Source organism: Acidiphilium sp. 20-67-58 (assembly GCF_002255515.1).
GTDB lineage: Bacteria > Pseudomonadota > Alphaproteobacteria > Acetobacterales > Acetobacteraceae > Acidiphilium.
In genome coordinates, this window is the sequence record NZ_NCAS01000024.1 from 18,466 (window position 1) to 40,231 (window position 21,766).

Sequence of the window (21,766 nt, forward strand, 5' to 3'; positions counted from 1 at the left end):
CCGATGAGGCGGGCCCGCCATGGCCGACCCGGATCATGACCGCAAGCGCTTGATCGACACCTGGAGCATCATCCGATCCTTTGGGATCGGATGTAGTGCTCTATCGCACAGCAGCGACGATCGAATCGGCCAGTGCCGCGGCGGTGCAGGCATAGCCGCGGTCGTTCATGTGCATGCCATCCGCGGCGAGGAAGCTGGCGGGGGCAGCACCGGCGCGGGTCCAGGCGCGCATCAGCGCATCACGCGAGAACAGCCCGACCCGGTAACGCCGGGCGAGATGGGCAAGGGCCGCGTTGATCCGCGCATTGTCAGGCGCGCCCAGCAGACGGCGCGAGCGCTGGTTGTCCATCAGCACCACGTCGAGATCGGCGGCGCGCAGCCGGCGCAATCCCTGCTCGACCAGCGCGGCGAAACGGTCCGGCGACTCGCCGCGCATCGCCGCGTTGGCGCCGACCTGCCAGATCACGAGCGCGGGCCGCAAGGCGAGCACGTCGCGCTCCATCCGGCGGTCCTCGCGCAGCGCGTCCTCGCCGCTGATGCCACGGTTGATCACGCTGATCTCCGCATCCGGCAGGCGGTCGCCCAGCTCATCCTGGAGCATCGCGGGATAGGAGTCGCCGATATCGTGCGCCATCGCCCCCCAGGTGGACGACGACCCGATCGCCGCGATCACCACCGGCTGGCCGCGATGGATCGCCGCGCGCAGATGCGGCAGGCGCAGATATTGCGCCGGCACGGCCGGGCAGGCGGGGGCGGCAGCAGCAACGCCGGCCCAGGCGAGCGCGAGAATGAGGATGAGACTACGCAACGGACGGTTTGGCATCCTTGACCCTGTACCAGGCAGAAAGCGCGGCGACGCCGAAAAGGGCGGCAAGGCCGGCGAGGTTGACGATGATCTGCATCGCCCAGCCGTGATCGGTATCCATCACGATCCGCCCGGCATAGGACAGCAGGATGCTGGCGCAGTAGGTCGGCAGGCCATACTGGCCGATCAGGATGAACACGCGCGACAGCCGGGCATCCAGCAGCCGCGCATCGGCGCGCAGGTGGCGGGCGGCGAGCCAGGCCAGCGACAGGATCGAGATCAGCCGGTAGGGATGAAGCCCGGTCTTGTCGATGTTGCGGACCAAGGGCCGCAGCGCCGCGGGAATGTGGCGGGCGAGCGAGGGTTCGAGCCAGGTGGTGAGCAGTATCCCGAAGCCGAGCAGCAGCAGCAGCACCGCGGCGATGTCGGTCGGGACACCGGGCAGCGCCGGCCTGCCGTGGCGGGAGAACAGCATGCCGAGCACGAAGAGCAGTTGCCAGGTGAACGGGTTGAAGAACCAGCCATGGCCGCCATGCGTCGGCAGGTTCCAGCCATAGATCCGCGCGCCAACATAGAGTGCCACGCTGAGCGCGAGCAGCGTGCGCGGGAAGCGGAGCATGAAGAGCAGCGGCGCCAGCCCGCCCATGATCGCGACATAGAGCGGCAGCACGTTGAGATAGGCCGGCTGGTAGAGCAGCGGTACCGCCTCGACGATCGCGGCAAGCGGCCGTGTCGCCAGATGGTCGATGCCAACGCCGGAGAGGTATTGCGGCCGGCCAAGCCAGGTTGCGGCGAAGGCCACCTGGGCGGCGAACAGCACGAAGAGGAAGATATGCGCGATATAGAGCGTCCAGGCGCGCTTGAGCATGTCCGCCGAGGCGGAGAGCGGCCCGGCGCGGTCCAGCTTGCGACCGTAGACGAGGGCGGCGGCGAAGCCGGCGAGCAGGATGAAGATTTCCGTCGCGTCGTTCAGTGCGAGGTTGCGCACGGTGAAGCGGGCCAGCGTGTCGTGCGGGATGTGATCGAGAAAGATGCAGAACAGGGCGATGCCGCGGAAGAAATCGACCCTGAGGTCGCGGCCGTTGCGGATCAGCTGCATCATCCGGCGGCGCGACGGGCTGACAAAGCGAGGGCGAGCGTGCCCTCGTCGAGGATTTCGATGCTGCCGCCGACGGGCACGCCCTGGGCGAGGCGGGTGACGATGGCGCCGCAGGTCGCGAGGCGTTCGGTAAGGTAATGCGCGGTCGCCTGGCCATCGACGGTGGCCGGCAGGGCGAGGATCACCTCGCGCACCGACCCGTCGAGCCGGGCGAGCAGCCGGTCGATCCCCAGTTCCTCGGGGCCGCGGCCGGCGATGGCCGAGAGCAATCCGCCGAGGACGTGATAGCGGCCGCGATAGACGGCGGCGCGCTCCAGCGCCCATTGGTCCGCCACCGATTCGACCACGCAGATCAGCGGCTCGCGGGCGATGTCGGCACAGATCACGCAGGGCTGTTGCGAGTCGAGCCCGCCGCAGGTGGGGCAGATCGCGACGCGCTGGCAGGCGGCATCGAGGGCGGCGATCAGCGGCAGCAGGCGCTGCTCGCGCTCGGACATCAGCTTCAGCACGATGCGCCGCGCCGAACGTGGGCCAAGCCCAGGCAACCGCGCCATCAGCCCGACCAGCCGTTCGATCTCCGGGCCCATCATCGCGGGAAGACCTGAGCGCGCGGCCTCAGAACGGCAGTTTCATGCCGGGGGGAAGCGAAATTCCGCCGGTCACCTTCTGCATCTCCTCGGCGGCCACCGCCTCCAGCCGCGACTTGGCGTCGCGATGGGCGGCGAGGATCAGGTCCTGGAGCATTTCGGCGTCGCTCGGGTCGATCAGCTTGGGGTCGATCTCGATCCCCTTCATCTCGCCCTTGCCGGAGAGCGTGACCCTGACCAGGCCGGCGCCGGCCTCGCCCCGGATGTCCATGGCTTCGAGACGCGACTGCATCTCCTGCATGTTCTGCTGCATCTGCTGGGCCTGCTTCATCAGGCCGGCGAGGTTCTTCATCAGTCGATCTCCATGGCATCGGCAATGTCGTCGTCGGAAATCGGCGGGACATCGTTGAAACGGTCATCATCCATCGCGGGCGGCTCGGCAAGGGCGGCCGGTGCGTCGACCTCCACACTGGCGATCTTCGCCCCCGGAAACGTCTCGAAGATGGCCCTGACCAGCGGATGGTCCAGCGCCTCGTCGCGCGCGGTCTCGCGCGCCGTGGTTTCGGCCTCGACCATGCTCGGCGCGCCGGCGGCGCGGGAGAGCGCGATGGTCCAGCGCCGTCCGGTTTCGGCCTCGAGAAATTTCGCAAGGCGGGACGAAAGATCGCGCGGCGCCTCGGGCGCGAGGTTGAGCTCGATCACCGGCGGGGCAAAGCGCACCAACCGGGCATCGTGGCGGAGATGGGCATACAGCAGGGCATCGCGCTTCTCGCCGGCGAGGGCAATGACATCCTCGAACCGGGCCAGGCGCGGGGCAGCGGCCGGGGCAGATTCAGCAGGGGCAGCTTCAGCCTGGGCGAGCGGGGCGCCATTCACCACCGCAAGCGGCGCCGGGCCGGGTGAAGCGGACGCCGAGGCCGATGCGGCGGGCCCTTGAACCGGCGTGGGGGCGTGCGCGGTTGCGGGCGCCGCGCCCGCGCGCAGCGAAGCCCCCTCGCCGGCGAGGCGGCGGACCAGTTCGCCGGGTGGCGGCAGGTCGGAGACGTAGCAGAGGCGGATCAGGATCATGTCGGCGGCGGCGCGGCGGTCGGTCGCCTGTTCCACCTCGGCGATGCCCTTGAGCAGCATCTGCCAGAGCCGGCCGAGAAACGGCACCGAAAGCTGCGCGGCCAGCGGCGCGCCGCGGGCCCGGTCAAGCTCGGGCAAGTCGCTGCCCTCGGCCAAGGCCGGGATCGCCTTGAGGCGCGAGAGCGTATGGGCGAGGCCGAGCAGGTCCTGCATCACCAGCACAGGGTCGGCGCCAGCTTCATGGGCGCGGTCCATCACCCCGAGGGCGCCGGCCGGATTGCCGGCGGCGACGGCATCGAGCAGGTCGAAGACGAGGCCGCGATCGGCAAGGCCGAGCATGTCGGCCACGAGGTCGGCGGTCACGGGTGCGCCCTCGTCGGCGCGGGCGATCGCTTGGTCGAGCAGGGAAAGCCCGTCGCGCACCGATCCGTCGGCAGCGCGGGCGATGGCCTCGAGCGCGCCGGCTTCGACAGCGACGGTTTCCTTCTCCGCGATGCGGGCGAAATGCGCGGCCAGCACCTCCACCGGCACGCGCTTGAGATCGAAACGCTGGCAGCGGGAGAGCACGGTGATCGGCACCTTGCGGATTTCCGTGGTGGCGAACACGAATTTCACGTGCGGCGGCGGTTCCTCCAGCGTCTTGAGCAGCGCGTTGAACGCGTTGCGCGAGAGCATGTGGACCTCATCGACGATGAAGACCTTGGTGCGGGCGATCATCGGGCGGAAGCGCGTCGCCTCGATGATCTCGCGCACGTCGTCCACGCCGGTGTTCGAGGCCGCGTCCATCTCGACGACATCGGGATGGCGGTCGGCGAGGATCGCCACGCAATTGTCGCAGACGCCGCAGGGATCGGGGGTGGGGCCGCCCTGCCCGTCCGCCCCGGTGCAGTTGAGCGCGCGGGCGAGGATCCGCGCCGTCGTCGTCTTGCCGACACCGCGCACGCCGGTGAGCATGAAGGCATGGGCGATGCGGTTCATCGCGAAGGCGTTGCGCAGCGTGCGGACCAGCCCGTCCTGGCCGATCAGGTCATCGAACGTGGTCGGGCGGTATTTGCGGGCGAGGACGCGGTAGGATTCGGCATGGACCGGCGCGGCGGCCTCGGGCAATTCGTCGTCGCCGAACAGCGACGGCCCCGGCGGCGGCGTCTCGGACTGTGGCTGATCGTCCGTCTCGTCGTCGTCGAACAGACCGGCCATGCGCCTCCGATGAGCTGGGCTGGAGTGAGAGGTGGGAGACCGGAACCGCGACCCGTGCGGAAACTCGTTGCGGCTGCTGCCTTCCGGCCCTGACCGGGTTGGCGAGGCGCCCGTCCGCGACCGGCCTCCCACCTTCCATATCTATCCTTTGGGGCCTCTTTGCAAGGCCGGCTTGCCGGCATGCGGGAGCGGTGCCACCTTCCGGCCATGAACGATACCCCGCCCCCTTCCGCCCTGCTCTACAGCTCCGCCCGGCTCGACCGCGCCAGCAATCGCCGCACCGATGCCGACTGGCTGGCGGCGGCGCGCGCCGATGCGGGCGCCTGCTTCGTCGCCTACTGGCGCGGCAAGCTGCTGATCGCGCCCGAACCCGAACCCCGCGCCGTGCTCGATGCCCCGCCGCGCGAGGGCGCCGGGGAGAGCGTCTTTCTCGGGCTGGCGAACGGCCGCCCGGTGTTTGCAATCGATCTGTCGGCGCATGACGTGCCGCTCGATGCCCTGCACCAGCCGCGCGGCGCATTTCTCGAACTGCGCGGGCTGACCGCGATGCTGCCGGCCGAGGATGCCGGGCTGCTCGCCACCGCGCGCGGCCTGCTCTACTGGCAGTCCCGCCACAAATTCTGCGGCGTGTGCGGCGGCGCCTGCACGCCCGAGCGCGGCGGCCACACCATGCGCTGTACGCAATGCGGCACCGAGCATTTCCCGCGCACCGACCCCGCGGTGATCATGCTGGTCGCGAAGGGCGACCGCGTGCTGCTCGGCCAGTCGCAGAAATTTCCGCCCGAGCGGAACATGTTCTCGACCCTCGCCGGCTTCGTCGAACCCGGCGAAAGCCTCGAGGATGCCGTGCGGCGGGAAACCCTTGAGGAAGTCGGCGTCTATGTCGGGCGCGTCGCCTATACCGGCAGCCAGCCCTGGCCGTTCCCGGCCTCGCTGATGCTGGGCTTCCGCGCCGAGGCGGTGAGCGAGACGATCACGCTCGATACAGAGGAAATGCGCGCCGCCGCCTGGTTTACCCGGGAGGATCTCGCGAACCGCCATGCGGCCGGGTTCAACCTGCCGCCGCAAGACTCGATCGCGCGCAAGCTGATCGACGACTGGATCGCCGAGGCGGGCTGAGCGGGACACCGAATTGTCATCAGATAACGTTTGATATCGAAAGAATTACGTCGTATAGCGATCTCATCGCAACCTGACGGAGAGATGGAAATGGCGAAAGTTCTCGTGCTTTACTACAGCACCTGGGGCCATGTTGAGACGATGGCGAACGCGGTGGCGGAAGGGGCGAAGGCCGCCGGCGCCGAGGTCGTGGTCAAGCGGGTGCCGGAAACCATGCCGGAAGAGACCGCGAAGGCGATCCATGCCAAGACCGAGCAGGACGCGCCGGTGGCGAACCCTGCGGAACTCGCCGAATACGACGCCATCATCTTCGGCACGCCCACCCGCTTCGGCAACATGTGCGGCCAGATGCGCAACTTCCTCGACCAGACCGGCGGGCTGTGGGCGAAGGGCGCGCTGATCGGCAAGGTCGGCTCGGTGTTCGTCTCGACCGGCACCCAGCATGGCGGGCAGGAAACCACCATCACCTCATTCCATACCACGCTGTTCCATCACGGCATGGTCGTGGTCGGCGTTCCCTATTCCAACCCCGAACTCACCAACATGAACGAGATCACCGGCGGCTCGCCCTATGGCGCGACCACGCTCGCCGGCAGCGACGGCTCCCGCCAGCCGAGCGCCAACGAACTCGCCATCGCCCGCGCCCAGGGCAAGCATGTTGCCGGGATCGCGGCGAAGCTCGCCGGCTGACAGCGAGGACGGCGCCGCGAGGCGCCGTCCATTGTCGCCGTCTTGTCATATGACATGGCGGGGACAGCTTGGTAGAGCAGCACCCGATCGGATGGTGTCATCTGATCGGATGAATAGGCTCCGTTTATCAATATGATAGAGTGCATATCCGATCCGGAAGGATCGGAACGTGTTCTGGACGGAGCGCCGCACGACCGATGGAGGCACTCCAATGACGATTTCCCGACGCAGTTTCATCGGCACCGGCGCCGAACTCACCGCGGCATCGCTGCTCGCCGCCGCCCCCGCGGCGCAGGCGGCGGCTCAGGACGCCTTCCGGTTCCTCTCGATCGGCGACTGGGGCCGCAACGGCGCGCACCACCAGCGCAACGTGGCACAGGCGATGGCCGACCGCGCCGCGTCCGACGCACCGCGCTTCATCCTCTCCCTCGGCGACAATTTCTACGAATCCGGGGTGACATCCGTCACCGACCCGCAGTGGAAGACCAGCTTCGAGGATGTCTATCATCAGGCCTCGCTGCAACGGCCCTGGAAGGTGATCCTCGGCAATCACGACTATCGCGGCAATGTGCCCGCGCAGCTCGACTATTCGGCACATTCGCGGCGCTGGCAGCTGCCCGCCCGCTACTATACTCACACCGAAACCCTCGCCGATGGCACCGCGGTCGAGATCTTCTTCCTCGATACCTCGCCCTTCATCCGCAAATATGTCGGCACGGTGACCAACATCTCCGGGCAGGATCCGCACGCCCAGCTTGCCTGGCTCGATGCGGCACTCGGCCGCTCGAAGGCGCGCTGGAAGATCGTGGTCGGCCATCACCCGATCTATACCCCGATCGGCGGCGCCGACCACGACCAGCCGGACCTCATTGCCGCGCTCGAACCGGTGCTGCGCCGCCACGCGGTGAAGCTCTACATCAACGGCCACGACCACTGCATGCAATATGTCGAGATGGGCGGGATTTCCTACGTGACGAACGGCGTCGGCTCGGAAATCTACACCCCCGGCACGCCGAGCCGGGCGGGCTTCGTCCTCGGCGCGCACGGGTTTCTGACCACCGCCGTCACGAGCGCGGCGATCGGCTTCGCCTTTGTCGACATGGATGGCAAGACCCGCTTCGCGAAGACAATTACCGCCTGATCGCGCCACTGCGCGGGCTCAGGCGCGCTCCCGCCACCAGCCGGCGGCGACCAGCAGCAGCCCGAGGATCGCGCCGGGAATCGCCGGCGGCAGCCTGATATCGCGCTCGCCGGTAACGAGGCGGGCGTGGCGCGGGCGGTAGAGCCCGGTCCAGCCCGGCGCGGGCGTGCGCGCGAGCCAGACGATGTGCCCGAAGCTGCGGTGCACGAGCGGGGCAAAGCGGCTGCTGGTGGCGGCGAGATCCTGCTGCTCGGCCGGATCCTCGTCCGAAGCCGCGGCATAGGCGGTACGACCGCCCGCCGAAACCCGCCACACGCCGGGTCCGCTGGCCGGCATGTCGGCTTCGAAGCGCCCCGGCGCGGCGCGGTGCAGCGCAACCCTGATCCGCTTGCCATCCGGCGCCGTCACCTCGGCCGTGCCGGACGGGCCGGAAGGTGCGATGCGGCGGATATTCAGCCGGCCGCCGGCAATGGCGGCGCGCAGCTGCCGCGCGGCGAGCGCGGGATCGCCAAGCAGCCAGTGGACCGTGCGGCCGAGCAGCGCCGTCGCCGGACCCTGCATCGCGCTGTTGCCGGCGAGCGCGCCGCGCGCCCAGAGCCAGAACTGGTCGGACAGCAGGACGGCGACCCGGCCCTTGCCCTCATGGGCGAGGATCAGCAGCGGCGCGGCCGCGGCGGCGGGGCTGGCGCCCGGAACGCCGAGCAGCGAAACGCCGGTTGTCTGCTGCACCGTTTCGTAGCGATACCACGGGCCGAACGTGTCGCGGGCGAAGGGGAAGGTCACCGGGTCGCGCCGGCCCTGCGCCGTCAGCGCGGGGGTGAAGCGCCCCGTCACCGTGCCCTCGCCATAGGGCCTGACGGGAAGGATCGGCCCGAGCGGCGAGCCCGCGATCGAGCGTTGCCCCTCGAATTCCGGCCCTGCCTCGACCAGCAGCGCGCCGCCCGCCCGGACATGGCGCGCGATATTCGCGAGGTAGGGCGGCAGCAGCAGATCGTCATTGGCGAACTGGTCGAGGATGATGAGGTCGAACTTGCCGATCTCCTGGTCGAACAGCTTGTCGACCGGGAACGGAATCAGCGCCATGTCGCGCAGCGGCGCCGGCATCGGTTCGTCGGGCAGGCGGAGAATGGTGAAATTGACCAGCCGCACCGCGGGGTCCGACTTCAGCAGCAACCGCCAGGCGCGCAGGCCCGGATTGGGTTGCCCGGCGATCAGCAGCACGGTCAGCCGACGGCGCACGCCATCGAGATGGAACACCGCCTCGTCGTTGGTGCGGGAAATCTCGCCGCCGAGCGGCGCCGCCGCGACCGCGACGACGGCGCGACCGGCATGGGCGACCGGCAGCCGCACCGTCTCCGGCCGGCCGATTCGGGCATCGAGCGTGCGCACCGCCTGGCCGTCGACCGAAATCCGGACCGGAACCCTGCGTCCGGCATCGTCCACGCCATGATCGCGGACCTCGAAGCTCAGCGTCGCCGCATGCCCGACCAGCCCGTATCGGGGCGCGGAGAGCAGGCGCAAGGAGCGATCCGTCTCGCCGGGGGCGGCGGGGATCAGCAGCGAGAGCGGCACATCGCCGGGCAGGCGAGCCGGCGGCGCGTCCGTCGCCTCGCCATCGCTGAGGACGACGATCCCCGCGAGCTGTCGGCGCGGCAGCGCGGCGAGCGCCGATTTCAGCTTGCCGAACAGCGGCGAGCCATCCCCGCCGGCGCCGCCGACATCGACCGTGCGCAGGCTGACCCCGGCGGGAAGGCTGGCCGAGAGATGGCGATAGGCGGCACTGGCCAGCGCAGCACGGCGGCCGATCGCCATCGAGGGGGTCTGGTCGCGGATCACCAGCACCGTATCGGGCAGGGCGGCGGTGGTTTGCACCTGCCAGCGGGGCGAGGCCAGCACGGCGAGCAGGAAGATCATGCCGGCAAGCCGCAGGAGGCTGCCGCGCGCACGGCGGAGCAGGCCGATGCCCACCAGGAGTGCCGCGATCAGGGCGAGGCCAGCGATCAGCGGCCATGGCACCAGCGGCGCGAAGACGACCGGCAGGGTCATTCCCCGAGCCTCTGGAGAATGGCCGGGATTTGCAGCTGATCGGCCTTGTAGGTGCCGGTCAGCGCGTACATCACGAGGTTGACGCCGACCCTGAGCGCGGCCTGGCGCTGGCCCGGCATGCCCGGCAGGAGGGCGAATAGCGGGGTTCCGTCCGCCCCCAGCGCCCACGCGCCGGCCCAGTCATTGGCGCCGATCACGACCGGGCTGACGCCATCCGCGTCGCGGCCGCCGCGGACGGCGATGTAGACCGGCGCCCCATCGAACCGGCCGGGAAAGCTGCGCAGGAGAAAGAACGTATGCGCGAGCGTGTCGCGATCGGTCAGTGGCCTGAGCGGCGGCAGCGACAGGCACGACGTCACCCGGCGGCGTGAAGCTTGCGCCCCGGGATCGAACCCCGCGCCCGATCCGGCCTGCCCGGCATCGCCGCCATCGGTGTCGATCACGAGCAGGCCGCCGCCGCGCATGAAGGCGTCGAGCGCGGCGCAGACCGGCGGCGTCGGCGGGCGGGTCCGCGAGGTGATCCTCCAGTAGAGCAGCGGATAGAGATCGAGATCGTCCCGTCCGGGCACGACGCCGCGCGGCGGCCCCAGGACGGCGGCGGTCTCGGCATTGACAGCTGCCGTCAGCGCGGCGAGCCCGGCGCGCACGATCCGGTCGGTCGCCGGATCATCGGCGCGGACATAGGCGAGCGTGGTGTTCAATGCCGCCTCGGGCGGGGCGGCACGCGCATGCGGGATGCAGCTGGGCCAGAGGCAGAGCGATACCGCGCCCAGAATCGCACCGATCCGCAGGGTGCCGATCCGTAGCGCGCCGCGGAGCCAGAGCGTGGCCAGCATGTCGAACAGCAACAGTGCCATGGCGGCGGCCAGGATATCCGGGCCGAACCTGCGCGCCCGCTTCACGGCGTCGAGGCCGGTGACCGGGACGAGCGCCGGCCATGACGCGGCGGCCAGCTTCGGCACATGGCCTGCCAGGTTGAGCGCGACCGTGCCATGCGTATCGCCCCACAGGCCCGGCGGATGCTCCGGGGATGCCGCGACATGGCGCATCCGCGCCGCATCGAGCGGCTTCGCGGCCGCAGCGGGCGGGATGAGGCGCCCGGCGCCGTCGAGCGCGCGAACGAGGGCAAGTCGGCCGGAGCTTGGTGCGCCGCCGGCACCAAGGTGGACCAGAGTGCGGATCAGCGCCGGAAAGGCGGCGGAGAGCGGCAGGTCCGACCAGTCGGGATTCGCCGTCGTCAGCACATCGACCAGGGCGCCGCGGCCAAGACGCTGGCCGAGAATGATCGGCGTGCCGTCGGCCAGCCGGGCCCAGACGCTGGCGGGGGCGAGTTGCGCGGGATCGGGGAGGATCAGGCGGCGGATATGGGCATCGAGCGGCAGCTTCAGGCCGGCGAGCGGCGAGTCCGGCGCGAATGCCGCGATCGTCTCGGGATGACCGCCCGCCAGTGGGCCGGAGAGATCGCGAATGCCGGGCAGCAGCTTGTCGGGGTTCAACTTGTCGGGGCGGGATGCGGTCAGCGGGCCGGCGAAGCGGATCACCACGCCGCCTGCCGCGATGTAGCGCCGCAACCGCGCGACGGCTTCCGGGCGGAGATCGACATCCGCGAGGATCAGCGCCCCCGGATCGGCCCCGATCACCTGGACCAGCGAGCCTGCGAGGCGGCGCGCCCCCTGCGGCAAGGCGCGGCGGACATAATAGAGTTCGCCGGTGAAACGCTGCTCGGCATCCGCCGTGCCGCCCGCCGCCAAACCCACCAGCAACTGGCGCGACGCGCCGCCGAGCAGGGCGACCGCCGCGGCGCCGTCCTCACCCGGGATGACGAGGCGGCTGACCCGGGCCTGCAGGGCGAAGGGCAGATCGATCCGCGCCGTGCCGGTCGGGTGGTCGGGGCGGATGGTGACGATCGCGCGGGCCAGCGCGTCCCCTTCTCGATCCTCCGCCAGCACGGGCACGCTGACCGGCGCCGGCCGCGGCACCAGCCGCACGCGGGCGCGCATCGCGCCGTCAGGTGCTGTGCCGGCATCGTCGAGCAGCCGGAGCGTGGCGATGGACCCGGTGACGATCCGCTCCGGGCGCAGCGCCGCGAGGAAGGCATCGAGCCCGGGCGCGGCCAGCCCGTCGGCCACATAGACCGCGGTGAGACCGGGATGCGCGCGCCGCGCCGCCCGCGCCGCCGCTTCATCCGCCCGCCGGTCCGCGGGCCAGGGTTCGGGATGGAGCCCACCGATCGCCGCCAGCGCGGCGTCACGGCCGAGCACCGGGCCGGGACGCGGCGGCTTTCCATCGGGGGCTCGCGCCGTTGACAGCAGAATGACGCCGCGCCGGCCCGCCTCGTCGGCGATCCTGCGCGCGGCCGCCTGCCGGGCGGCGAAATCGGCAGCACTGGCCCAGCCATTGTCGATCGCCAGCAGGACCGGACCGCGCCCGGCGAGGATCGGCGGCGGCACAATCTGCGGGCCAGCGAAGCCGACGATCAGCAGGGCGGCGGCAACAAGGCGCAACAGCAGCAGCCAGAGCGGCATCCGCACCGGCGTGTGCGCCGTGGGCGCAAGCATGCGGAGCAGGCGGATCGGCGGAAACACCTGCCGGCGGGGCGCCGGCGGCATCGCCCGCAGGATGAAGTAAAGCGCCGGGAGAACAAGGATCCCGGCGAGAACGGCGGGGGCGGCGAAGCTGAGGGCGCCGATCATCGCGCCGTCTCAAGGGCGGCGCGCAGGGCGGCGAGCGCCGGCCCGGCGGGGGTGTCGGTCCGGTGGAACAGGGGCTGCAGCCGCGCCGCCTCGGCGATCCGCGCCACGGCGTCGCGCTGGGCCTCGATACGGTGGCGATACGAAGCCGCCATGTCCTCGGCGCGGGAAATGTCCTCCGCCGGGCCGCCGGCGGGATCCTCGAAGAGCACCCGCCCGCGAAACGGAAAATCGCATTCCGCGGGATCGAGCAGCTGGAGCAGGGCCCCGCCCCGCTGGCGCGCGCCCATCGCCGAGAGGGCGGCGGCGATGGCCTCCGGCGGATCGAGGAAATCGCCAATCAGGGCGAGCCGGCCACCGGCGGGCGGCAGGGCGGCGTGCATCAGGAACCCGGCGGCGAGGCGTTCCAGCGCGCCGGGGCCGCCGAGCGGCGGGGTCCGGCGCCAGGCGGCGACGCGTTCGCCGCCATCGAGCGCCAGGGCCGCAAGCGCAAGGCCGAGCAGCAGCGCCCGATCCGCCTTGGACCCGCCGGGGCTGCTGGCAGGAAACGCCATGCCGGGATGATCCGCAATGTCGATGACGAGGGTTTCGGCGGTTTCCCATTCGCGCTCGCGGACATAAAGCCGCTCGCCGCGGGCGCTGCGCCGCCAGTCGATGCTGCGGGCCGGATCGGCGTGGTTCAGCTCGCGATACTGCCAGAACTGTTCGCCGGTGCCGGCGCGGCGGCGGCCATGATAGCCCGGCGCCATGGCGGAGGCGAGACGCCGGGCGGCGAGGATGAGGGCCGGCAGCCGGGCGGCGAGCGCGCCGGCCGCCGCGACATCGGCGGCCCGGCCCGGCCGGTCAGCCAAGGACGCGCGCCGCAACCGCGCAGATCAGTGCCTCGACACTCTCTCCCTCGGCGCGGGCGGCAAAGGACAGCCCCATCCGGTGCCGCAGCACCGGCGCCGCCAGCGCGGCGACATCGTCGAGGCTCGGCGCTTCGCGCCCATCGAGCAGGGCGCGGGCACGGCTCGCCAGCATCAGCGCCTGCGCCGCCCGCGGCCCCGGCCCCCAGGCAAGGCCAGCGGCGATCCGTGGATCGGCCGCCGTTTCCGGCCGCGCGCCGCGCACCAGCGCCAGAATCGCATCGACGATCCGCGCGCCCACCGGCATGGCGCGGACCACGCGCTGCGCGGCACGCAGGCCGGCGGGGTCGAACATCGGGGCAACTTCCTGCCGGGCGAGCCCGGTGGTCGCCAGCAGCATGAGCCGCTCATCCGCCGCGGCGGGATAGTCGATGCGGATTTCGAACAGGAAACGGTCGAGCTGCGCTTCGGGCAGCGGATAGGTTCCTTCCTGCTCCAGCGGGTTCTGGGTGGCGAGAACGTGAAACGGATCGGGCAGCCGGCGGTTCAGCCCGGCCACCGCGACCTGCCGCTCGGCCATGGCCTGAAGCAGGGCGGACTGGGTGCGCGGGCTGGCGCGGTTGATCTCGTCCGCCATCAGCAGCTCGGTGAACACCGGCCCCTCGATGAAGCGGAAGGCGCGCGTGCCGTCGGCGGCGGTTTCGAGCACCTCGCTGCCGAGAATGTCGCCGGGCATCAGGTCCGGCGTGCACTGGATCCGGCGGGTGGACAGGCCCAGCGCATCGGCCAGCGCCTCGACCAGCCGGGTCTTGCCAAGGCCGGGCGCGCCGACGATCAGCGCGTGGCCGCCGGCCAGAATGGCGGCGAGGCACTGGTCGATCACATCGTCCTGCCCGATGATGACGCCGCGGATCTGCTCGCGGGCTGCGCCAAGCCGCGCGGCGGCGGCGGCGAAGGCGGCAAGAATGTCCGCCTCCTGTGGCGCGTTTACAATCGGCCCATCATTTTGCAACATTCCAGTCATTAATGATCGCCTGAATGGTTTTCCCGGAGCCGCACGCTGCCTATATCCAATCTAATGCATATGAGGACGTTGGATAGGGGCTAGTCGTGGACGATCATGGACTCGGGGCAGGCATGTCATCGGGAGCAGGTTCCGTTACCCCACGGAATGCCTCCGAGAAGGTTGGCACGGCGCGGTGCGGCGGGGTCATGCCGTCAACCGGGCAGGATTGGGACAAGGCCGCCCACCGGCCGAAGGGCCGCACGCCGGTCGATTGCGGCAATCTGCCGTTCCTGATCCGGCGCGACGGCACGTGGCTGTATCGCGGCAGCCCGATCGGCCGGAAATCGATGGTCTGCCTGTTCGCCAGCGTGCTGAAGCGGGATGACGACGGGGACTATCTGCTCGAAACCCCCGTCGAGCGCGGCCGGATCGAGGTCGAGGATGCCCCGTTCGTCGCGGTCGAACTCGACTGGCATGGCGAGGGTCGCGACCAGGTGCTTTATCTGCGCACGAATGTCGACGAGACGGTCGCCGTGGGAGCAGAACATCCGCTGCGGGTCGCGCACGACCTGCTCACCTGCGAGCCGACCCCCTATGTCCTGGTGCGCCCCGGCCAGGGACTGTTCCCGATCGAGGCGCGGATCAGCCGGGCCGTCTATTATGAGCTGGTGGCGCTGGCCGAACCGGGCGTCCAGTTCGGCAAGCGGGTGCTCGGGGTCTGGAGTCAGGGTGCCTTCTTCTCGCTGGGCGAACTCGCCCAGACGGTCGACTGAGCCGGTGCCGATCGACGAGGAGGCCCTGCGGCGCGCGCTGCGTGGCCGCAAGTCGCAGGGCAAGGGACCGGGCGCGGCGCGGGCCGCGGCCGTCCTTGTCGGGATCGAGCCGGCGCGCGGCGTCTGGCTCACCCGGCGTTCGGAACATCTCGTCCACCATGCCGGCCAGGTGGCGCTGCCGGGCGGCACCGTCGACCCGTCCGACGCCTCGCCCGAGGCGGCCGCGCTGCGCGAGGCCGAGGAGGAAATCGGGCTCGATCCGCAATCGGTGGAGTTGCTCGGCCGGCTGGACGATTTCGCCACCGGCACCGGATTTCACATCACCCCGGTCACCGCGCTCATCCGCGGCACGCCTTCATTCAGGATCGCGCCCGAGGAAGTCGCGGCGGTGTTCCCGCTCGGGCTCGAAGACCTGCTCGATCCGGCGCTGCCGGAATGGCGGAAGGGAAACTGGCATGGCGGCACGAGGACGTTTCCCGTCTGGCCGCATCCGGATCACGTCATCTGGGGCGCCACGGCCTGGATCCTCTACCAGCTCGCGCTCACGCTGCGAGAAGCCGTGGGCGAAGCAATGGGCGAAGCAGCGGGCGAAACCTTTGGCGCGCTGCAGCGCTGAGATTGTCCCGCGCCGTGCCGGCGGATGATGGTCTCGGCGGCAACATGACGCGCCAGGAAAACGACATCATGCCGGAACCTCATGCCGCCATCGCCGACGACAAGAAGCTGGCGCGGCTGTGGGACGTGCTGCCGGAAGCGCGGATCGTGGGCGGGGCGGTGCGCGACCGGATTGCCGGGCGCACGGTCGCCGATATCGATCTTGCCAGCCCCCTGTCGCCGGAGACCGTCTCGCGCAGGCTCGCCGCCGCCGGCATCCGCGCCGTGCCCACAGGACTCGACCACGGCACCATCACAGCCGTGCTCGATGGCCGGCATTTCGAGATCACCACCCTGCGGCGGGATGTCGAGACCGACGGGCGGCATGCCGTCGTCGCCTTCACCGAGGACTGGCGGGAGGACGCCGCACGGCGCGACTTCACCATCAACGCGATGTCGATGGATCGCGACGGCACGATCCACGACCATTTCGGCGGCCAGGCCGATCTCGCGGCCGGAATCGTGCGCTTCGTCGGCGATCCGGCAACGCGGATCAGGGAGGATTTTCTCCGGATCCTGCGGTTCTTCCGCTTCTACGGGCGCTACGCCGTCGCGCCGCCGGATGCAGCCGCAATCGCCGCGATCCGGGCGCTGCGGGACGGGCTGTCCCGTCTTTCGGCTGAGCGGGTGTGGAGCGAGATCAAGCGGATCCTCGCGGCGCCGGACCCGCTGCCGGCGCTGCGCCTGATGGCCGAGACCGGCGTTTTGCCGCTCGTGTTGCCGGAGGCAACGAGCCTTGCCGCGCTGGAACGCCTGCAGGCGCGGGGCGCCCCGGCCGATCCGCTGCTGCGCGTCGCAGCGCTGGTGGGCGGGGCGTTCCCGCCGCTGGCCCGCCGCCTGAAGCTCGCCGATGCCGAGCGCGCCCGCCTTGCCGCGATTGCCGCGTCCCCGGACCTGCCGGCAGATGCCGACGCCGCAGCACTGCGCCGCGCGCTGGCCGAGCGGCCGGCGGCGGTGCTGGCCGATCGCAGCTGGCTGACGGCGGACGATGCCGACCGCACGGCGCTGCGGGAACGTCTTGCAAGCATGGAGCGGCCGGAATTTCCGCTGAAGGGGCGCGATGCCCTCGCCCTCGGCGCGGCGGCGGGGCCAGCCGTCGGCGCGGCCCTCGCCGCCGTGCGGCGCTGGTGGATCGAACGGGACTGCCTGCCGGATGATGCCGCCTGCCGGGCGGAGCTGGCGCGGCGCCTGATATCATGCCCCTGAGATTCGGCCCTTAGAGCACGTTCCGATCCATCCGGATCGGATGTCGTGCTCTATCTTGTTGATAATTAGAGCATCATCCGATCAGATGATTCCATCTGATCGGATGATGCTCTAAACGCGCGCCTGAAATTCGCAGGTGAATTTCGCGGGTGAAATTCGCTTACGTATTTCTGGGACGAGCGGGTCACCAGGTCACTGGCTTTTGATCTCGATAATTCGAGCAACCTTGTCCGCTTAGATGCCGCCCTCCGATCGGAGGATGCTCTCGCGGTTCAGCCCTCCTCGGGCCGATAGCCGGTCGCGACGACGTAAAGTTCGCGGCTGTCCTTGCGGCTCGCCTCGGGCTTTGCATGGCGGACGACGGCGAAGCGCCGCTTCAGCGTCTCCAGCATCTCTCCCTGCGCGCCGCCCTGAAACAGCTTGGTGACGAAGGCGCCGCCGGGGGCGAGGTGACGGAAAGCGAAGTCGAGCGCGAGTTCCGCGAGGCCCATGATCCGCAGATGGTCGGTCGCGGTATGGCCGGTGGTGTTCGGCGCCATGTCCGACATCACGAGATCGACCGGCCCGCCCAAAGCCTCGGCAAGGGTTGCCGCCATTGAATCATCCTGGAAATCGCCCTTGATCAGCACGGCTCCCCCGATCGGCTCGATATCGAGCAGGTCGATGCCGACGACGCGGGCGGCCCCGCGCTCCAGCGCCACCTGCGTCCACCCGCCCGGGGCGGCGCCGAGATCGACCACCCGCGCCCCCTTGCGGATCAGCCCGAACTTGCCATCGAGTTCGATCAGCTTGAAGGCGGCACGGGAACGGAGCCCCTTCTCCTTCGCCGCGATCACGTACGGGTCGTTGAGCTGGCGCAGCAGCCATTTCTGCGACGAGGGCTTGTGCTTGCGCGCCATCTTGAGCCGCACGGCGGAGCGGCGGCGCGAGCCGATGGTCTCCCCGGTCATGCCTGGCAACGGCGTGAGCGCGCGCGCGCGGTGCGGATCAGGCGCGTGAGCATGCCCTCGCGCAGCCCCCGGTCGGCAACGGCAAGGTCGGTGGCGGGCCACATCTCGGCGATGGCAGCGAAGATCGCGCAGCCCGGCAGCACGAAATCCACGCGGTCGGGGCCGATGCAGGGATGCTCGGCGAGCCTGTGGCGGCCCATCGCGCGGATCGAGTCGAGGCCCGACGCCACCACATCGTGCGGCAGCACGGCGCCATCGATCGCGCCACGGCGGTAGCGATCGAGATTGAGCGCGATGCCGGCGATGGTCGTCACCGTTCCACTGGTGCCGACGAGGCGCACGCCGCCCATGCGGATTTCCTGGCTGATGCGATGGGTCTCCTCGAAGGGGCGCAGCAGGGCCTTCACCTCGTCGACCACGCCGGCAAACCCGGCCTCGGTCTCGCACCAGCCGGCGCAGCGCTCCGAAAGCGTGACGACGCCCACCGGGATCGTGTGATAGCCGATGAGCTGCGGGGTCACACGCTCGGAGTCGCCATGCGGGGCGGGAACGCGGACCCAGGCGATCTCGGTCGAGCCGCCGCCGATGTCGAACAGGATGGCGCGCCGTTCGGCCTGGCTGATCAGCGAGGCGCAGCTCTCCATCGCGAGGCAGATTTCCTCCCGCGGCGAGATCGTCTCGATCGGCAGGCCGGTTTCCGACCGCGCCCGCGCGATGAAGGCCGCCCCGTTCTCGGCCTGTCGGCACGCCTCGGTCGCGATCGCCCTGGTGCCGGCGACCTGCCAGCGGCGGGAACGCTCGGCGCAGATGGCCAGCGCGTCGATCGCGCGGTCCATCGCCGCATCCGACAGCATGCCGGTCCGATACAGCCCCTCGCCGAGCCGCACGACCCGGCTGAAACTGTCGAGCACATGAAAGCCGCCGCCGCTCGGCACGCCAACCAGCATGCGGCAATTGTTGGTCCCGAGATCGATCGCCGCGAAGGCCGGCGGGCGGGCGCGGCGATCCGGCAGGCGGCGGCGTTCGCCGTTCCCCTCGGCAACGGCGGCGGCAGACCCGGACAGACGCGGAACGACGAAGTTGGTTCCCATGATTCCAATATAATGGGCTGACCCATGGGAAGAGAGCAAGTCAGATTTGCGTTGAACTCCAGATGGACGACAGCGGCGACAGTGCGATTGCCTCCGGCAATCGCTGGTGCTATGGCGTCCCACAGGTTCCGACGACCCGCGACTGGGGGATAGTTTAGCGGTAGAACTCCCGGCTCTGACCCGGGCAGCCTTGGTTCGAATCCAGGTCCCCCAGCCATATTTCTCAACATCGCCGATGATCTGGACGGATTGACGCCATCCACCCGCCGTCGGCGCGAGCGGGGCTCAGCCCGTCCTGCCGGGCAACGCTCCCATGCCGCAGGGTCGCCGTTTCAAACGGACGCGTGAATTTCATATATTCTGGTCTATACGGGGTGCAGGAAACGGACAGGCCGGGATCAAGGCATGAACAAGTTGCTCGTTCCCGGCGATCGGCCGGATGACCACCCCCCCGCCAGCGCGGATTTCGCGCGGCTGCAACAGCTCGAACGCAAGGTGCTGTGGCTCTCCGCGTGGATGATCCACCACGCCAACAACATCCGCCCGAACCGCGACGGGCTGAAGGTCGGCGGCCATCAGGCCTCCTGCGCGTCGGCCGTCACGATCATGACCGCGCTCTATTTCCACATCCTCCGGCCGCAGGACCGGGTGGCGGTAAAGCCTCATGCCGGCCCCGTCCTGCACGCGATCAACTATCTCCTCGGCCGGCAGACCCTCGAAAAACTGGCCGCGCTGCGCAGCCTGGGCGGCGCGCAGGCCTATCCCTCGCGCCGCAAGGATGGGGGGGAGATCGATTTCTCGACCGGCTCGGTCGGGCTCGGCGTTGCGATCACCTCGTTCGCGGCACTGGTGCAAGACTATGTGCGCGCCCATGGCATGGTGCCGGCCGACCGCCGCGCCGCGCGCCACATCGCGATCGCCGGGGATGCCGAGCTCGACGAGGGGAATATCTACGAAGCCCTGCTCGAAGGGTGGAAACACGATATCCGCGATGTCTGGTGGATCGTCGACTACAACCGGCAGAGCCTCGACTCGGTCATGCCGGACCGGCTGTTCGGCCGGATCGAGGGGCTGTTCCGGGACATGGGCTGGAATGTCGTCAGTCTCAAATACGGCCGGAAGCTGGAAGCAGCGTTCGCCCGCCCCGGCGGCCAGGCCCTGCGCGCCTGGATCGACGATTGCCCGAACAGCCTTTACTCCGCCCTGACCTTCCAGGGCGGGGCCGCCTGGCGCGAAGCGCTGACGACCGATCTCGGCCGGTCGCGGGGGGTGCGGGCGCTGATCGACCCGATGAGCGACGCGGCGCTGGCCGGGCTGATGACGAATCTCGCCGGGCATGACCTGCCGACGCTGGTCGAAGCCTTTGCCGCCGCTGCCCGGTCGGATCAGCCGACCTGCTTTCTCACCTACACCACCAAGGGCGCCGGCCTGCCCTTCGCCGGGCACAAGGACAATCACTCCGGCCTGATGAACGCCGAGCAGATGGAAGCCTTCCGCCGCCAGATGCAGATCCGCCCCGGCCACGAATGGGACCGCTTCGAGGGGATCGACGATCCGGACGGCGTGGCCCGGTTTCTGACCGCAACGCCTTATGCCCGCACGCTGACCGCGACCGGACGCACCTATACGGCGCCGCCGGTTCCAGTGCCTGAAATCCTTCCCCACACGCCCTTTCCCGGGCGGCGTGTTTCCACCCAGGTGGGTTTTGGCGAAATCCTCTCGGAAATCGGCCGCGCCGGCGGCGAGGCAGCGGAGCTTGCGCGCCATATCGTCACCACCAGCCCGGACGTGACCGTCACCACCAGCCTCGGTCCCTGGGTGAACCGCCGTGGCATTTTCGACCGCCATACCCGCAACGACATGTTCCGCGACGCCAAGCTCGCCTCGGCGCAGCGCTGGGGCATGAGCCCGGAGGGGCAGCATATCGAGCTTGGCATCGCCGAGCAGAACCTGTTCCTGCTTCTCGCCGCGGCCGGCCTCGCGGCACCGCTCTATGGCGCGCGGCTGCTGCCGGTCGGCACGGTTTATGATCCGTTCGTCAATCGTGGCCACGATGCGCTGGTCTATGGCTGCTACCAGGATGCGCGGTTCATGCTGGTGGCCACACCCTCGGGCATCAGCATTTCGCCGGAAGGCGGGCAGCACCAGTCCAACAACACGCCGCTGCTCGGCATGGTGCAGGACGGCATCGCCGCCTTCGAGCCGGCCTATTGCGACGAGTTGCTGCTGCTGATGCGCTACGGCTTCGACTGGATGCAGCGCCCGGAGGGCTCGTCGATCTGGTTCCGGCTGTCGACCCGCGCCATGACCCAGCCCGACCGGCAGATCGATGCGGCCGACGTGATCGCCGGGGCGCACTGGGTCCGGCCGCCGGCGCCGGGCGCGCGCATCGCGATCATCTACCAGGGCGCCGTGGCCCCGGAAGCCGAAGCCGCGCATGCGATGCTGCTGGAAGACATTCCCGGCGCCGGGCTGCTGGCACTGACCAGCCCCGACCGGCTTTTCGCCGACTGGCGCAGCGCGCAGCAGGCGCGCCGGAACGGTGAGCCTGCCGCCACGTCCCATATCGAGCGGCTGCTCGCACCACTGTCCGCCGAGGCGCGGCTGGTGACGGTGCTGGATGGCCATCCGGGCACCCATGCATGGATCGGCGGCGTCCGCGGCCAGCGGATCAACACGCTCGGCGTCGACCGGTTCGGCCAGTCCGGGGATATCCCCGATCTCTATCGCGTCTATGGCATCGATACCGATGCGATCCTGGAAGCCTGCGCCGCCGCACTGCTGGCCTGACACACC

18 protein-coding genes, 1 tRNA gene and 1 other RNA gene are annotated in these 21,766 nt (G+C 69.9%); 8 read left to right on the forward strand and 12 right to left on the reverse strand.

Annotation, left to right across the window (positions count from 1 at the left end):
• Window positions 1-100: 100 nt before the first annotated feature.
• From B7Z76_RS10760 to ffs, 6 genes are all read right to left on the reverse strand, one after another.
• Window positions 101-808 carry an SGNH/GDSL hydrolase family protein gene (locus B7Z76_RS10760; protein ID WP_291343860.1) on the reverse strand — a complete coding sequence of 236 codons (708 nt, stop codon included), beginning with the start codon at window positions 806-808 and terminating at the stop codon, window positions 101-103.
• Window positions 801-1,907 carry an OpgC domain-containing protein gene (locus tag B7Z76_RS10765; protein ID WP_174503227.1) on the reverse strand — a complete coding sequence of 369 codons (1,107 nt, stop codon included), beginning with the start codon at window positions 1,905-1,907 and terminating at the stop codon, window positions 801-803. Before B7Z76_RS10765 ends, B7Z76_RS10760 begins: the two co-directional genes overlap by 8 nt.
• Window positions 1,904-2,494, reverse strand: a complete 591-nt coding sequence (recR, locus tag B7Z76_RS10770; RefSeq protein ID WP_291343863.1) for a recombination mediator RecR — start codon at window positions 2,492-2,494, stop codon at window positions 1,904-1,906. The genes B7Z76_RS10765 and recR overlap by 4 nt, the downstream gene beginning before the upstream one ends.
• Before the next feature lie 25 nt (window positions 2,495-2,519).
• Window positions 2,520-2,843, reverse strand: coding sequence for a YbaB/EbfC family nucleoid-associated protein (locus B7Z76_RS10775; protein WP_174503229.1), 324 nt, complete (start codon window positions 2,841-2,843; stop codon window positions 2,520-2,522).
• A complete protein-coding gene (locus B7Z76_RS10780) occupies window positions 2,843-4,756 on the reverse strand; it encodes a DNA polymerase III subunit gamma/tau (protein ID WP_291343864.1) in 1,914 nt (637 codons plus the stop codon). The genes B7Z76_RS10775 and B7Z76_RS10780 overlap by 1 nt, the downstream gene beginning before the upstream one ends.
• 31 nt (window positions 4,757-4,787) lie before the next feature.
• Window positions 4,788-4,885: signal recognition particle sRNA small type (ffs, locus tag B7Z76_RS10785), an RNA gene on the reverse strand.
• Between the two features lie 78 nt (window positions 4,886-4,963).
• Between ffs and nudC the strand changes: the two genes are divergently transcribed.
• The 3 genes from nudC (at window position 4,964) to B7Z76_RS10800 (ending at window position 7,706) form a co-directional block, all read left to right on the forward strand.
• Complete coding sequence (gene nudC / locus B7Z76_RS10790; protein WP_291343865.1) at window positions 4,964-5,875, forward strand: NAD(+) diphosphatase; 912 nt, start codon at window positions 4,964-4,966, stop codon at window positions 5,873-5,875.
• 90 nt (window positions 5,876-5,965) lie between these two features.
• Window positions 5,966-6,565 (forward strand): NAD(P)H:quinone oxidoreductase, encoded by a 600-nt coding sequence (wrbA, locus tag B7Z76_RS10795; RefSeq protein ID WP_291343867.1) that lies wholly within the window; start codon window positions 5,966-5,968, stop codon window positions 6,563-6,565.
• A 211-nt stretch (window positions 6,566-6,776) separates the two neighbouring features.
• Window positions 6,777-7,706, forward strand: coding sequence for a tartrate-resistant acid phosphatase type 5 family protein (locus B7Z76_RS10800; RefSeq protein WP_291343869.1), 930 nt, complete (start codon window positions 6,777-6,779; stop codon window positions 7,704-7,706).
• 18 nt (window positions 7,707-7,724) lie between these two features.
• Here B7Z76_RS10800 and B7Z76_RS10805 read toward each other — a convergent pair whose 3' ends face one another.
• From B7Z76_RS10805 to B7Z76_RS10820, 4 genes are read right to left on the reverse strand one after another with little or no spacing between them, the layout of a single operon-like run.
• Window positions 7,725-9,752, reverse strand: coding sequence for a hypothetical protein (locus tag B7Z76_RS10805; RefSeq protein WP_291343871.1), 2,028 nt, complete (start codon window positions 9,750-9,752; stop codon window positions 7,725-7,727).
• Window positions 9,749-12,445 (reverse strand): DUF4159 domain-containing protein, encoded by a 2,697-nt coding sequence (locus B7Z76_RS10810; protein WP_291343873.1) that lies wholly within the window; start codon window positions 12,443-12,445, stop codon window positions 9,749-9,751. The genes B7Z76_RS10805 and B7Z76_RS10810 overlap by 4 nt, the downstream gene beginning before the upstream one ends.
• Window positions 12,442-13,293 (reverse strand): DUF58 domain-containing protein, encoded by an 852-nt coding sequence (locus B7Z76_RS10815; protein ID WP_236656308.1) that lies wholly within the window; start codon window positions 13,291-13,293, stop codon window positions 12,442-12,444. The genes B7Z76_RS10810 and B7Z76_RS10815 overlap by 4 nt, the downstream gene beginning before the upstream one ends.
• On the reverse strand, window positions 13,286-14,314 hold the full coding sequence (locus B7Z76_RS10820; protein ID WP_291343876.1) for a MoxR family ATPase: 1,029 nt from the start codon (window positions 14,312-14,314) through the stop codon (window positions 13,286-13,288). Before B7Z76_RS10820 ends, B7Z76_RS10815 begins: the two co-directional genes overlap by 8 nt.
• 188 nt (window positions 14,315-14,502) lie before the next feature.
• On the opposite strand from B7Z76_RS10820, the gene B7Z76_RS10825 reads away from it, so the two are divergent.
• The 3 genes from B7Z76_RS10825 to B7Z76_RS10835 all read left to right on the forward strand — a co-directional run bounded on the left by B7Z76_RS10825 (window position 14,503) and on the right by B7Z76_RS10835 (window position 16,929).
• On the forward strand, window positions 14,503-15,069 hold the full coding sequence (locus B7Z76_RS10825) for a DUF1285 domain-containing protein (RefSeq protein ID WP_236656310.1): 567 nt from the start codon (window positions 14,503-14,505) through the stop codon (window positions 15,067-15,069).
• Window positions 15,070-15,073: 4 nt separating this feature from the next.
• Entirely contained in the window at window positions 15,074-15,685 is a 612-nt protein-coding gene (locus B7Z76_RS10830; RefSeq protein ID WP_174503239.1) for a CoA pyrophosphatase, read from the forward strand.
• Between the two features lie 68 nt (window positions 15,686-15,753).
• A complete protein-coding gene (locus B7Z76_RS10835) occupies window positions 15,754-16,929 on the forward strand; it encodes a CCA tRNA nucleotidyltransferase (RefSeq protein ID WP_174504823.1) in 1,176 nt (391 codons plus the stop codon).
• A gap of 272 nt (window positions 16,930-17,201) precedes the next feature.
• Here B7Z76_RS10835 and B7Z76_RS10840 read toward each other — a convergent pair whose 3' ends face one another.
• Entirely contained in the window at window positions 17,202-17,879 is a 678-nt protein-coding gene (locus tag B7Z76_RS10840) for an RlmE family RNA methyltransferase (protein WP_291343879.1), read from the reverse strand.
• Window positions 17,876-18,970 (reverse strand): Ppx/GppA phosphatase family protein, encoded by a 1,095-nt coding sequence (locus tag B7Z76_RS10845; RefSeq protein ID WP_174503241.1) that lies wholly within the window; start codon window positions 18,968-18,970, stop codon window positions 17,876-17,878. Before B7Z76_RS10845 ends, B7Z76_RS10840 begins: the two co-directional genes overlap by 4 nt.
• A gap of 143 nt (window positions 18,971-19,113) precedes the next feature.
• Between B7Z76_RS10845 and B7Z76_RS10850 the strand changes: the two genes are divergently transcribed.
• Together B7Z76_RS10850 and B7Z76_RS10855 are read left to right on the forward strand one after the other, a co-directional pair.
• Window positions 19,114-19,187, forward strand: a tRNA-Gln gene (locus B7Z76_RS10850).
• 188 nt (window positions 19,188-19,375) lie between these two features.
• The gene (locus B7Z76_RS10855) at window positions 19,376-21,760 is read left to right on the forward strand and encodes a transketolase (protein WP_291343881.1); all 2,385 of its coding nucleotides are present in this window, start codon (window positions 19,376-19,378) and stop codon (window positions 21,758-21,760) included.
• The last annotated feature ends 6 nt before the right edge of the window (window positions 21,761-21,766 follow it).